Origin of the sequence: Paenibacillus shunpengii (genome assembly GCF_042684905.1) — a bacterium.
Lineage (GTDB): Bacteria > Bacillota > Bacilli > Paenibacillales > Paenibacillaceae > Paenibacillus > Paenibacillus shunpengii.
The window spans coordinates 95,500-109,695 of record NZ_JBHUMJ010000011.1 but is presented as its reverse complement, the minus strand read 5'-3'; the positions used below and the strand labels follow the sequence as shown (position 1 = coordinate 109,695).

Below are 14,196 nucleotides of genomic sequence, written 5' to 3'. Positions count from 1 at the left end.
GAAAGCACATAGGATGGGAGAGGCGCTTTTTTTATGAGCAAAGAGAGGAAGCAAACGGGGAAACTGGCGGCAAGGTCAGGCAAGAAGTGGATGATTGTGACGATCGCAGGCGTATTATGGGTGACCCCCGTTCTTGGAACAGGACAGGTTCTGCAGGATACCCTTCAAATATCAAGTGTGGCCATGGCGGCAAGTACAACCAAAATATCAGAAGAGATGATCACGGCGGGAGCCAAAATGATCAATTATCGATATACAACAACGCGTTCTGGGGCTTCATCAAACGTGCTGGCGAATGTAATTCAAGTGGATTTGAATAATCCGAATGTGAAATTGGATGTGATGACAGGTAAACAAGGCAAGTTCAACAGTAAACAGAGCACTGGGGGAATGGTGAAGGAAACCGGCGCAGTAGCCGGCGTGAATGGTGATTATTTTAATGTGAGCGGGGAAGGCGCACCGATTGGCGGGCAAGTCATGGATGGAGTGTTGATGTCGACTCCTTCTGAGCTGTCGGGGATGCAGGCTTTAACGGTGACCAAGGACGGCAAACCGATGATTGATGAATACAGCTTTGAAGGCTCGGTTACGGCTTCTAATGGGTCTACCTTTAAGCTGAGAGGCATGAATAAGGAAGATTACACTCTGGAGTCTGGGTCTGTTAAATACAGTCATGCAAATTCGATGTATATTTATACATCCGCATGGACTTCAGTGAAGCGGCCGAATGACCCGGCAACCGCTGCTGCTACAGAAGTGCTGGTACAGAACGATGTCATTCAGCAAATTTCCTATAAAACTCCACTTAACACGACCATTCCGGAGGGTGCGTATATTTTGCGCGCTCATGGTACGGCAGGAGAATGGATTAATACGAATCTGGCCGTCGGACAATCCATTCGTGCGGATTATAAGCTGATCGCGAAGACCACGGGACAAACCGTGAACCCGAACAATCTCGATATGATGATTGGCGGACATACCCTGCTGGTAAATGGGGGGAGAGAGGCTTCCTTCTCCAGAGATGTGTCCAGTATTGGAGGGTACCGAGCCCGTACGGCAGTAGGGTATTCCCAAGACGGCAGATATGTGTATTTAATTGCAGTTCAGGATAACAGCTCAAGCTCGGGAATGTCACTGTCGGAGCTGCAGAAGTTCATGGTAAGTATTGGCGTGTGGAAAGGGATGAACCTTGACGGCGGCGGATCGACAACGATGATCACGAGACCGCTTGGTGAAATGAACACAGGCCTTGCTTTTGCAACGGAATATGGCACAGAGCAGCGTGCTGTTATTAATGGTCTGGGTGTATATTCTCTGGCACCACAGGGGCAGCTAAAGGGACTAACGATTAGCGGAACGTCCTCTATGCTCGTTGGACAGGAAGGAACTTACAGCCTCAAGGGCTACGATACGTATTATAATCCTTATGATATGAGCGGCGCTTCGGTCACTTGGAAATCCAGTAACGGCAATGTCATCAGCACTAGCGGCGGCAAAATAACTGCCACAGGCGGCGGTACAGCAACCCTGACCGCAGTGAGCGGCTCGGCAAGTGCGAAGATGCAGATCACCGTTGTGGGCGCAAGCAATCTGAAGTCACTTAAGGCTGGAGCAGGTACAGGTTCGCTGCAAAAAGGAGCGGCCATTGCTATTCCGATTACCGCAACGACCAAAGATGGACAATCCGTCTCCCTGCCGGCAGACAGCTTGAAGTGGGAATTCGTTGGATTTAAGGGAAGTGTATCGGGTGATACACTCACTGTATCCTCTGTAAATTCAGGCACATCGGTGGGCTATGCCATTGGCCGTTATGACGGCTTCAGCACGGTCGTTGTCTTGACGACTGCAGGACAAACGATGTGGGAAAACTTTGAGAATGTAAGCTATCCAATCAGCTTCACGACGAATGCATCCGGCGTCACCGGAGCAGCACGCGTTGTTAACGGAACTGGCGAGAAGTCCGGCTCCAAAGTGCTGGAACTGAGCTATGATATGAACGGCGGAAGTGGTAAAATGTATGCTTATGCACAGCTTAACGGCACTTCCGGCAAACAAATCGAGTCCAGTGCTACGGCGCTGTCTATGGACGTCCTTGGCGATCACAGTCTGAATTGGCTGCGGGCAGAAGTGCTTGATGCAAACGGCAAAACGGTATACATTGATCTTGCCCGTAATATCAACTGGACAGGCTGGAAGAACATTAGTGTCGATCTAAGCGGTTCAGACATTGCGTATCCGGCGAAGCTGAAGCGGTTATATGTCGTCAATCTTGAGGAAGGTCAGGATGAGAGAGCGATGGCAGGAACAGTAGCCTTTGATAATATTGCTCTAACCATGCCTTCCCTATCTAGTGAAGCAGGATTACCAACAGGAACTGCCAAGTTTGTCATTGGACAAAAATCGGTCACCTTCAATGGAACGAAGAAGGCAATCGATGCAGCGCCTGTACTGAAGAATAATGCAACCTATGTACCAATCAAGCATGTGCTGGATGCGTTCGGAGGCAGAGCAACCTGGGACAGTAAGAACCAGCGTGTGACGATTCTCCGCGGCGGCAAGCTGATTGATCTTACAGTAAACGAGAAGGAATTTATCCTTAACGGGCAGCGCCTAAGCGCGAGTGTGGCTCCGTATATTTCCGGCGGTAGGACTTTAGTCCCGCTCAGACTAGTATCTGAACAGCTTGGCCTTACCGTAAAATGGGAACAGAAAACGAAGACCGTCACTATCGACTCGTGATATGGTATGATATATCCTGGAAACGTTAGGAATGGAGTCGAACATTTGTGGACTTTCAAGCTGATGCTCTTGACCGCGTCATAAAAAACGCCATGCAGGTCATGGAAAGTAGTAAATATCAGATTTTTGAAATAATGGACTCAGCTCGAACCGAGCTGAAGACGCTCAATCAGGAGATTCAATCCATCCTGAAAGAGACGGCGGAAACGATCGAGAAGGTCGATCAGCTTGAGCTTAATTTCCGCCGGTCCCGAATCCGGCTGACAGAGGTCAGCCGGGATTTCGTCCGCTTTTCCGAGCATGACATCAAGCAAGCTTATGAAAAGGCGACACAGCTTCAGCTGGATTTGATGATTTACAGAGAGAAGGAAATGTACCTTAAAGCACGCCGCGACGATCTGCAGAAGCGTGCGAGAAGCATTGAGGAATCTGTGGAGCGCGCAGAAACCATCGGTTCACAGATGAATGTCGTTATGGAGTACCTATCCGGCGAATTAGGTCAGGTAACCCGAATCATCGAGTCTGCCAAGAATCGACAAATGATCGGTTTAAAGATTATCCTGGCCCAGGAAGAAGAGCGCAAAAGAATCGCCCGGGAAATCCATGACGGCCCTGCGCAAATGCTTGCAAACTTAGTGCTTAGGACGGAAATTGTAGAAAGAATGCTGGTTAAGCAGGATTTTAAGATGGTGCAGGCCGAAATAGTAGATTTGAAGAAGCAGGTTCGTTCAAGCCTTGGAGAAATGCGCAAAGTTATTTTCAATTTGCGTCCAATGGCACTAGATGACCTGGGCTTAATTCCCACGCTTCGAAAATACGTGCAGGATTTTGAAGAAAAAACGAAGATTCGCGCGCTTTTTGAAACCAGAGGGAAGGAACACCGTTTGTCTTCGGCTATGGAGGCTGCCGTTTATCGTTTAGTGCAAGAAGGCTTGTCGAATGCAGCCAAGCATGCATACCCGACCTATGTCGTGGTGGAGATTACTTTTCAGGCACAGCTCGTCAAGATTGTTGTACAGGATAACGGGCTTGGCTTTAAGCCCGAACTGCTGGAACAGAAGAGCAAGGACCATTCACACTTTGGTCTGATTGGGATGCGTGAGAGAGTCGAGCTGCTCGAAGGCCGAATGGAAATTGAATCAGGAGAGAATCAAGGCACCAAGATTGTGATTCATATCCCGACAAACGTGGAAAAGGGAAAGGAGTAGCAGGATGGAAAACCAGAACATGATAAGGGGTAACATTAAGGTATTGCTGGCTGATGATCATCAGCTGTTTCGTGAGGGTCTGAAACGAATCTTGAACATGGAGGACGATATCGAGGTCATTGGCGAATGCGGCGATGGCATTCAGGTATTGGAGTTCTGCAACCAGAGTAAGCCGGACATCGTTCTTATGGACATTAATATGCCTGTAGAAAATGGGGTTGAAGCGACGGAGAAGCTGAGAGAGCTGTTCCCGGACGTGAAGGTTATTATTTTGTCTATTCACGATGATGAGAGCTATGTATTCGAAACATTGCGCAAGGGCGCGAATGGTTATCTGCTGAAGGACATGGAGGCAGAGTCGCTTATTAACGCGATCCGTTCTGTGCATGAAGGCTATGCCTTTATCCATCCAAAAGTAACAGGCAAGCTCATTATGCAGCTGCGCCGGATGACATATTTGAATGAGACAGGCGCTATGAATGAAGGCGGCGTGAAGGAAGCGGGCGTTAAATTCGTTGCAGGCGATAACAATCCGCTGACCCGCCGTGAAGCCGAAGTGCTTCGTTTGATGGCGGAAGGTAAGAGCAACAAGATGATTGGTGAGTTCCTCTTTATCAGTGAGAAGACAGTGAAGAACCATGTCAGCAGCATTCTGCAAAAAATGGAAGTGGATGACCGTACACAAGCTGTAATCAACTCCATTAAATATGGATGGGTTACCCTGTAAAGGGAACGTAGCCTTCGGTATAAGGGAAGTGTGATCTGCCGCTTGCCCTGGGGGAACTACTGAAGTCATGCGTACAGCTAGTGGTCTCTGGTACTACATAGGAAGCATGTACGGGGGAGCGTTTCTTGTGCTGTATATTCATACTGCCTTGAAGCGTGAGAAGATATAGGTTGATCTAAAGTTGAGGACGCTAACGTTGATTTTGTCGTATTTTTAATCTGATTACGGATGTGATTCTGATTCGAAGGTTACGGCAAGTAACAAGTTAGCTTTTACTTTAGTTCGATTATATAGTTATGGAATTTTTGAAAGCGCAAGAAAAAATAACATTTCTTTTCATAAAGATAGGATGTTACATTTCTATAGTATAGTAAAGAACTAAAGCACAGAATTGAAGATGCTTTAGTTCAATGTATGCTTGATAGAAAGATTTGAAATCGCGCAGTACGGTCTATCTTCGCTATTGTTGGCTCGCACCCAATCATAACGAATGGAACTGTCGCTCTATCTGCTCAATCTATCGTGTTAGTAAAAAATAAGATTTATCATATGTTCTGCTGGTTCATTTGACTGTGTCACCGTCCCGGGTATCCGCATATATTGGCGGTATAAACAAGATCCGCCGGCTGGTCATTCACACGGCTGCTGTGAAGTGAGTAGTTTTGCGGTTAATTGCATCCATGGATGCAATAGGGAGGTGTAGTCGTATTTGATCGAACATTTGATATGGATTGCGCTTGTCTATGGCTTAACAGCCTTATGCGTTCGGTATTTATACGCACGTTCACAGACCAAGCAGCAGCCTGCCGCCATACCCGTTCACTATGTTCTCATCACATGTAACCATGGGCTTCAGCTGGAGTGGATTATCCGCGGATTGTCCATCGACGCTCTGTTTCGAGGTAGGAGTCATAAAGTAACTGTGATGGACCTTGATTCCAAAGATGATACTCTTCCGCTTCTCTACCGGCTCGGTAGTATTGCAGGCGTAGATTTGAGCATTGTCTCAGCAAGTGAGGAGCCGATGAGCACCTTATTCGCCTTACAGCCTGCGGCGTACGAAGAGGTCAAGTTCGTTGATCTTCGCAACGATGCAAGTCTAACGGAATTTCCGTTCGTAACTAAACATTAATCATATTATAAGACGAATATATCGTTAAAAAGTTGCGGTATTGTCATTAATATTGTAAATATAGGATCTTTTTGGTTTAATTTAACTGTAGATGAAAAGTATGAAGCACATACTTCGGCAAATACGCCGGGTATGTGCTTTTTTTGCGTTCATATATGGGTGTTTGGTCGAAATTGGAAGGACGAGAAATGAGGGGATGAGATGAGAATTGGGATATACGCAATCCGATTATGTGCGGAGTCCGGAAATTACAGGGAGTGGAGAATATATCTGTCACTTCATTTGAGTGTAGATTGGCTGTGGTGGAGAGAGCAGCTCCGTGAAGCATCTCCATCAGACATATGGCAGGTGGTTATGATCTCAGAGGCAATGCCGTTATCCTGGGCGTATCGGGTACAGGAGGGATTATTTAAAGGCGGGACGAGGACTTTGGGAATTGAGGGATCAGAGAGAACTGAAGTTCAGTGGAGGGAGATGGTGAAGTTTTTACTTGCCCCGCTGATCAGTGCGGAGCCTGGGGAGCAAGGAGAGCGGATGTTACGAGAGTGTGTGGCGATAAGGGAGTTCCGAATTGGGCATAGCGGGCTGGAGGACCGAGGGAAGCGGAAGTTAGGAATTGTTGGTGATTTAGCAAAGGGGCAGAGGACTGAGTCAGAGGGTGAATTGTACAGAGAGAGGGGGTGTACAGAATCTGCCGACCCTGCTGCAACAATAGTGCCTGGAAAAGCGATGCTTAGACCAGGAGGAAGACCAAGAATTGTGATGGGTGGGATGTTGTATGAGCATTGCATGAGTACAGAGACGGCAGCCCATGGGAGCGTAGAAACACGGAGATCTGAGTTGAGGGACAATTCACATACGCAGGGAGTTGAACCGTATAGAGTGGTTGCGAGTACAGAGGATGGAGATCAGAGGAGAGCGGGTAGCCAAAGGTTTAATTCAGTGGATGAGTTATACCAGCTGAGAGTGAAGACAGAGCGTGTGGCACAGCAGCTGGCAGGAAGACAGCTGCTTATGCCGGAGGCAGAGGCACTGCTTGCGGAGACCGCTCCCGAAGTAGGGAGCGAATGGCAGGCTGCAGTGCAGCTGGCGTATCTGGCGGGGCGGGTTAGATACGTGCCCGCCCTTGCCCCGCCGCAGGCGGCGCGCTTTGCGCGATTCGTCTGGCCTTGGGTCAGACGAGAGCAGCTGCGCTGCCGCCGATGCGGCAGCATGGCCGCACAGCAGAGTGCGTGTGCGGCCTGCGGGTCTGCGGCGTGCGCCTATTGCGAGGTCTGCCTCGCGCTCGGGCGCAGCCGATCTTGCGCGCTGCTGCTCGTAGGCGCAGCGCTTCCGGCCGTGCGGGGCACGGCCGGGGGTTCCCCCACCGATCTGGTGAGTCGGTGGGGACTAAGCCCCGCGCAGAGCGCAGCCACAGGCGCGGCGCTTGCGTATTTGGCCCGGCGGCGTGAGGACGCCCGGGCGAAGGGCCGGTTCTTGCTCTGGGCCGTGACCGGCGCAGGCAAGACCGAGATGACCTACCCGCTGCTGGATTACATCCTCGCAAGCGGGGGCAGCGTGCTCGTCGCCACACCGCGCCGCGATGTGGTGCTCGAGCTCGCACCGAGGGTGGCCCGCGCCTTCCCGGATACGGCGCGGGTCACCCTCTATGGCGGAAGCAGCGAACGCTGGCAGCGAGGGCAGCTGACCCTCGCTACGACCCATCAACTGCTGCGCTTCCGCCACGCCTTTGACCTGGTCATCATCGATGAACTCGATGCCTTTCCCTACCACAACGACCCCATGCTTGCCTATGCGGCCGAAGCATGCTGCAAGCCGGGAGGCAGCTTCATCTATCTATCTGCCACCCCGCCTGCACAGCTGCAGCGGGAAGCAGCCCGGGGCAAGCTGGCTCATGCCAGAGTACCGGTTCGCTTTCATCGTCACCCGCTGCCTGTTCCGATATACATGAAGCTGCCGTACGTAGCGCAGCAGATTAAGCAGCGTAAGCTGCCACGCGAGCTTCAATTGAGGCTAAAGCGTTCATTGGAGCGAGGGGCGCAGGTGTTTCTATTCGTTACACGGATCTCACAGATCGAGTCCTTCGTGGTGCTTCTTCGAGCAAGCTTGCCAGGTATTCGTGTCGAAGGCACCTCTTCCGAGGACCCTTTACGGGGCGAGAAGGTCATGTCTTTTCGCGATCGAGAAATTCGCCTGCTCGTAACAACAACTATACTAGAGCGTGGTGTGACCGTCCCCATGAGCGATGTCTTTATTCTAGATGCAAATACGCGGCTGTTCGATGACGCATCGCTTGTGCAGATGGCAGGTCGAGCGGGCAGATCCAAGGATGATCCGGCCGGGACCGTCATATTCGGCGCTCCAGAAGTGAATCGTGCGCAGAAAATCGCCGTCAACCAGATCAAAAGAATGAATGCCATCGCTCGCCGTAACGGTTATCTAGTAGATTAACCGCACCGCCTCTCTTTACACGCGGCGAAGTTAGAGGCTGCCGGAGGCGCCGGATGCCAGAGGGGGGCGACCGTCGAATGTTTCAGTTAGATTAAGTGGATTACATTCCAGCTGAAACAGTGATTTTTACAGCTGCATAACACCGCTACAATCATAGACCAATGAAATGAGGACGGCTAAGGGAATGAACATTGTAAACCGTATATCTGCATTTATGCATAGCCTGGCATCCCCTTCCGGGAATACCTGTCTCGCCTGTGGTACATATGCTCCGCTATCTAAGGAACTGCCCGGTATTTGTCATCGCTGCGTTCGTTCTATACCTTGGATTACTCAGATTCGCTGTGTTACATGTGGACGGGCAATAGGCTGCCCTGACTGCTCCAGAGGAGATCATAACCGCAGATCCTTTGAGTGTAACCGAAGTGCTGTAGTATATGATTCTTTAATGAGAGAATGGCTGGCGGTATACAAGTACCGGGGGAAAGAAAGATTCGCTCCGCTATTCGGGGCCATGCTTAATAAGGCGTATTTGGGAATGCAAAGAGAGTATTCCGCACAGCTGCTTCGAGGTGACATCGGTCGGGTGGATGAGCATGAGGGTGAGAGTGCAGAACAATCTAAATATAACGAAGGTAAGGTTTCTATTATCCACCGCCATGATTTATCCATAAACAAGCACAGACCAGATATCTGGCGAGCCGATGCGATTACTTATGTGCCTGTAAGCCATGAGCGACTAATAGAGCGAGGATTTAATCAGGCCGAACGGATGGCCGTTGAGCTATCGAGGTATCAGGGGTTACCTGTAATTCCGTTACTGCAAAGAACCAAGCATACAGAGAAGCAGAGCTTCAAGGGTAGAAGAGAAAGAGAAATCTCGATACAGCATGCTTTTGACCTGCGTCCGGACACGGAACGAATCCTCAATTTTCTAATAAGTGAAAAGATGAATGGCAAGCTTCATCGAGACAAGAATCATACTATAAACGATAAGGTTCAGATGAAAATCCTGCTGGTAGATGATGTCTACACGACAGGCAGCACCTTGGAAGCATGCTGTAAAGTAATTAGAGAATGGGGATCAAAGAGAGACATTCATATTTCAATGTATACTGTTACTTGGGCTAGATCTTAATAGGAAGAATATTTGATAATGAGGAACTAAGATTAATTTCTGAATCAATTTACCGATATATAAAGTAGGAAGTAATCTGAAAGCTCGGGATATAGTTTTAGGGATAGATGAGATTCAGAATAGAATTGATTTTACACAATCATGCAATGGTCATCTGTATGTAACAGAGTACTCCTATCCAGATGACAAGCTATTTTAAGGTAGGTTATAATGACGAAAAGTAAATGGTTTTCATGCAGAAGGGGGCGTAAAGAGGATGAATGTCGGGAACTGTCCTCGCTGCGGCAAGCTATACGTGTTAAACGTGTTGGAGGCTTGTCCTGCTTGTCTAAAAGAGGTTGAGCAGCAATATTATGAATGTGTGGAGTATTTACGCAAAGAGAAGGGCGCAAACATACAACAGCTATCGGATGCGACAGGTGTATCCGTTAAACAAATAACGAAATTTATCAAAGAGGGACGCATATCGGTGAAGGATGCACCCAATTTGACCTATCCCTGCGAGGTGTGTGGTACTTTTATTCGAGAGGGCCACATGTGCGACGGCTGTCGTGCGCGTTTGACCAAGGAACTGACGGGTGCAACCCAGGAGGTTAGTCGGAAGGACTCCTCCACTTTAGGCTCTGGTGCCTACAATGCAATCGACAAATTCAAGCGTTCTTAGGATGCATGACTCATTTCAGACATAGTCTATAAACAATGTTTCAACCTCTACCGATAACTTTAGTAAAGATTATCGGTTTTTTATTTTAGGACGATTCTTGATCCTAAATTCTTATGAAAGCAGGTGTTCATTATGAAGATTAATGAATCCGGACGAATTGGAGCGATTAACTCTTATTCGAGAAATATAGAATCCGGTCAACAGACCGAAAATAAGAAGAGCAAGCGTAAGGATGAGGTATCCATCTCGCCTGAAGCTATGGAAATGCTCAAGCAGCAGGAACAAGTGAATAGCAGCGAACGCGCACAGCGCATTCAGGAACTGAAGCAACAGGTCGCTTCAGGAACATATAAGGTCGACACAGAACAGCTGGCAGAACGCATGATGCCGTATTTTAAACCGAGCTCGGAGAAATAGGAGAAGCCAAACAATATGTCCTTAAATCAATTGATTGATGCACTCCAGAAATTAATTGTCACTCATCGTCAAATGCTGCATACGGCCGAAGTGAAACGAGAAGCTATTGTAAAAAATGATACGGATACGCTCATCAAGCTATTGAATCAAGAATCGATGATCCTGAAGCAGATTCAGAGTCAGGAGGCTGAGCGGAGCGAGGCTGTAGGCGCTTTTTTACTGGAACGGGGAATCAAATCAAAGCTGAATCTTAACATCTCCGAAATCTCGCGTCTCGTCTTTGATGTAGAGGATAAGAGAAGGCTACAAGAGGTTCAGAATGAATTAAGCAATACCTTAAGAGAGCTCAAGGAAGTGAATGATCTTAATCAGAGATTGGTAGAGCAGTCCCTTGCTTTCATTGATTATTCGCTGGATGTGCTCGTAGATAAACCGACCCAGGCACCAGTATACCAGCACCCGGATCAACGTCAGAGTACGATGGGGCAATTCGGATTATTTGACTCTCGTGCTTAAATAGGAGGATTATACAATGGTTTCAACCTTTCATTCATTAGAAACAGCCAAACGGAGTTTATTTACACAGACCGCTGCACTGAATACGACAGGCCACAATATTGCGAACGCGAATACGGAGGGGTACTCAAGACAAGTCGTCAAAATGACAGCCTCTTCCCCAATGGAACCGCTTGCGTTTCTTAGGTCTACCAATCCGGGGCAGCTCGGATCTGGGGTCGAGTTCTCCGCGATTGAGCGTGTTCGCCAAGGGTTCTTGGACAGCCAGTACCGCAGTGAGAACTCCAGTCTAGGAAATTGGGAAGTTCAGTATGATACGCTTGATAAAATTCAGGGGATTATGACCGAACCTTCAGATACAGGGCTCCAAACTGTACTAGACAACTTCTGGGGTGCGTGGTCTGATCTGAGTAAAGACCCTGAGAATCTAACCGCCCGTAATATTGTCAAAGAGACTGCTCTTGCCTTGACTGATGCTATGAATCTAATGAGCAATCAGCTGAGCGGGTTAAGTCAGGATCTCACGAATAATGTGGGGGTTAAGGCGCAAGAGATTCAAGGATATATTACTTCCATTGGAGAGCTTAATCAAACGATTAGCCGGATCGAATCACTTGGAGATAATGCAAATGATCTTCGAGATCAACGAGACCTCTTAACAGATAAACTGTCCAAGATTGTGAACGTTACAGTAACCGAGAATGATCAAGGGTATAGCATCTCCTTAGGGGGACAAGAACTAGTGAATGGTACAGCTGTTACTCAGGTGACCAGCGACATTCTTACCGATGCTTATGCCGCTGGTGACCTTACAGGCGGGGAAGTCTACGGGATGATCGTATCCCGGGAGCAATTTGTAACCGGCTTTCAGAATGATCTGAATCAGTTGGCGAATACCATTGCAAACGGAGATGTCACGGTTAAGATTCCAGCAGGCTCTTCCATTCGTGAAGGTACAGTGGCCAGTGAGGATACAGTTATTACCGTAAATGGTGTGGAATCTACTGTTACTGCGGGGCAGGCTTTTCCGGCAGGAGCTGTTCTTAAGAACGAAACACCGCTTACCGTACAAGGAATTAACGGACTGCATCAATTGGGTTATGCGTTGGATGGTTCCGCAAGTGCAGGCATCCCATTCTTCACATCGACGGACGGGGGTCCGATTACCGCAGCAAATATCACCCTGAATCAAGTTATTCAGTCTAACCCCAACGCAATTGCTTCATCACTACGTGTGGATGCTAATGGCAATGCAATCAAGGGGAATAACTCCTTGGCTAACCTGATGGGAAGCTTGAAGGATCAGGCTTTTACCGTACCCGGTGGAACAGACTCCACAACGATTAATGATTATTACAAATCCATGGTCGGTGAGCTCGGAATTCAGACACAGGAGGCTTACCGCAAAGCCACGAACTCAACATCTCTGGTGATCCAAGTAGAGAATTCAAGACAATCTGTCAGCGGCGTGTCCTTAGATGAAGAGATGAGTAATATGATTAAATTCCAGCATGCGTACAGCGCATCTGCTAGATTTATGACTACTTTTGACCAATTATTGGATAAGTTGATTAATAGTACAGGAACTGTAGGAAGATAAAGATTGATAGTAGGAGGGCTTTACTATGTTTAGAGTGACCTCGAATATGATGAGTAGTACACTCATGAATAACGTAAATCGTAACGCAAAGCAAATGAATGATACACAGATTCAAATGTCCACAGGCATGAAGATTAACAAGCCTTCGGATGATCCAGTAGGCATTACATACGCATTGCGATACCGTACGGAGCTAAATTCTAATGAGCAGTATCAAAGTAATGTAGATTCGGCAATTTCCTGGTTGGATTATACCGATACCGTTGTTTCGCAAACAAACGAAGTGCTGCAGCGGATGCGTGAGATAACGGTTACTGCATCTAATGGTACTAATCCTCAGGAGTCACTGGAAAGTATTCGACTTGAGGTTGGTCAGCTTAAAGAGCAGCTAATTGAAATTGGGAACGGTCAGCTAAACGGCAAATATATTCTGAACGGCCAAACGTATAATCAGAAGCCTTATGATTTTCCGAAGAATGCAGAAGGAATTTCTGATACTTCCGGATTTGCTACAAGCATAATCGACACAGGTAATGTAAATTATGCTGTAGGCAGCGGGATTGAGCTTGCAGTTAACGTAAACGGAAACGTAGTGTTAGGAGCTGCGGGAGAAATTGATAATGTGTTTGCGATCGCTGACCGTTTGAGTCAAGCACTGGCAGATGGCAAACTTGAGGATATTTCAGCTGAATTAGGTCAGATTGATACTCGTGTAGATAAACTTCTTGCTGCGCAGGCAGGAATCGGTGCGAAGATGAACCGAGTAGAGTTGATGCAAAATAGACTAGGTGATATGGAATACAACTTAACCAGCTTGCAGGCAAAGACCGAAGATGCGGATTATGCCGAGCTTGCCATTCAGTCACAGATTCAAGAAAATATTTATAACGCAACTCTTTCTGTCGGTTCTAAGATTATTTCATCTTCTCTGGTTGACTTCCTAAGATAAACACAGGGAGGGAATCTTAAATGAGCACAATCCCTATACTGCAGATTAGACAGCATCAAGGTCGTATCGGCCTTGATGCAGATCCAGGACAGTATTCTATTAGTCAGCCAAAAGCTGATCTCCAGATCCAGAGTAAGCCAGCTGTTATAACAATTAATCATCACCAGCCTGAACTTATCGTTGATTCTTCTCGAGCGAGAGCTGCTTATACGGGCGGTCCTCATTTAGAGATGACACAGCGGTTGTACTCTAATATAAAGCAAATCTTTCTTGAAGGAATTGCTAAGCGAGTCGAACAAGGCAACCGGATGGCCGAATTTTTTAAGCCGGGTAATACAGTTGCCGAGGTTTATGGTAAGAGTAAGCCGCTACCGGGATTAGGAGAGTTCAGAGGCGAGGCATCAATTGATAACGTAGATGTTCGGTTCAATGTAAGACCGGTGGATATCGAAATTGTGCGAAGTCCTGTTGAAATCAGTGTACAGGTCAATAAGCCTGAGATTGAATATAATAGAGGGAAACTTGACATTTATATGATGCAATATCCTTCTGTCCAGTTTATACCACCCGAAATGGATCAAACCGTGTAATATAAGAGCTATGGAGAGGCGATGGCCATATCTGTAGCTCTTTTAGTTTATGTACCAAAGGA

Annotated in this window: 12 protein-coding genes; all 12 read left to right on the top strand. The window is 47.6% G+C overall.

Translation table 11 applies throughout. From position 1 onward, the window contains the following. Positions 1–33: 33 nt before the first annotated feature. The 12 genes from ACFSVM_RS22505 (at position 34) to ACFSVM_RS22450 (ending at position 14,134) form a co-directional block, all read left to right on the top strand. Positions 34–2,742: a stalk domain-containing protein gene (locus ACFSVM_RS22505; RefSeq protein WP_379264707.1), complete on the top strand. Its 2,709-nt coding sequence runs from the start codon at positions 34–36 to the stop codon at positions 2,740–2,742. 47 nt (positions 2,743–2,789) lie between these two features. Continuing rightward, positions 2,790–3,950, top strand: coding sequence for a sensor histidine kinase (locus tag ACFSVM_RS22500; RefSeq protein WP_076314513.1), 1,161 nt, complete (start codon positions 2,790–2,792; stop codon positions 3,948–3,950). Positions 3,951–3,954: 4 nt separating this feature from the next. After that, on the top strand, positions 3,955–4,677 hold the full coding sequence (locus tag ACFSVM_RS22495; RefSeq protein WP_047912369.1) for a response regulator transcription factor: 723 nt from the start codon (positions 3,955–3,957) through the stop codon (positions 4,675–4,677). Between the two features lie 709 nt (positions 4,678–5,386). After that, on the top strand, positions 5,387–5,809 hold the full coding sequence (locus tag ACFSVM_RS22490; protein ID WP_379264704.1) for a hypothetical protein: 423 nt from the start codon (positions 5,387–5,389) through the stop codon (positions 5,807–5,809). Positions 5,810–6,010: 201 nt separating this feature from the next. Continuing rightward, positions 6,011–8,260, top strand: coding sequence for a DEAD/DEAH box helicase (locus tag ACFSVM_RS22485; RefSeq protein ID WP_379264702.1), 2,250 nt, complete (start codon positions 6,011–6,013; stop codon positions 8,258–8,260). A gap of 184 nt (positions 8,261–8,444) precedes the next feature. Further along, positions 8,445–9,398, top strand: coding sequence for a ComF family protein (locus ACFSVM_RS22480; protein ID WP_379264700.1), 954 nt, complete (start codon positions 8,445–8,447; stop codon positions 9,396–9,398). 256 nt (positions 9,399–9,654) lie between these two features. Next, a complete protein-coding gene (locus tag ACFSVM_RS22475) occupies positions 9,655–10,062 on the top strand; it encodes a TIGR03826 family flagellar region protein (protein WP_379264698.1) in 408 nt (135 codons plus the stop codon). A 132-nt stretch (positions 10,063–10,194) separates the two neighbouring features. Continuing rightward, positions 10,195–10,479, top strand: coding sequence for a flagellar biosynthesis anti-sigma factor FlgM (gene flgM / locus ACFSVM_RS22470; protein WP_047912367.1), 285 nt, complete (start codon positions 10,195–10,197; stop codon positions 10,477–10,479). Between the two features lie 15 nt (positions 10,480–10,494). Continuing rightward, entirely contained in the window at positions 10,495–10,995 is a 501-nt protein-coding gene (locus ACFSVM_RS22465) for a flagellar protein FlgN (protein ID WP_379264695.1), read from the top strand. A 16-nt stretch (positions 10,996–11,011) separates the two neighbouring features. Next, positions 11,012–12,595, top strand: a complete 1,584-nt coding sequence (gene flgK, locus ACFSVM_RS22460; protein ID WP_379264693.1) for a flagellar hook-associated protein FlgK — start codon at positions 11,012–11,014, stop codon at positions 12,593–12,595. Positions 12,596–12,620: 25 nt separating this feature from the next. After that, a complete protein-coding gene (flgL, locus tag ACFSVM_RS22455; RefSeq protein WP_379264691.1) occupies positions 12,621–13,544 on the top strand; it encodes a flagellar hook-associated protein FlgL in 924 nt (307 codons plus the stop codon). Positions 13,545–13,564: 20 nt separating this feature from the next. Further along, entirely contained in the window at positions 13,565–14,134 is a 570-nt protein-coding gene (locus ACFSVM_RS22450; RefSeq protein ID WP_379264689.1) for a DUF6470 family protein, read from the top strand. Positions 14,135–14,196 lie beyond the last annotated feature (62 nt).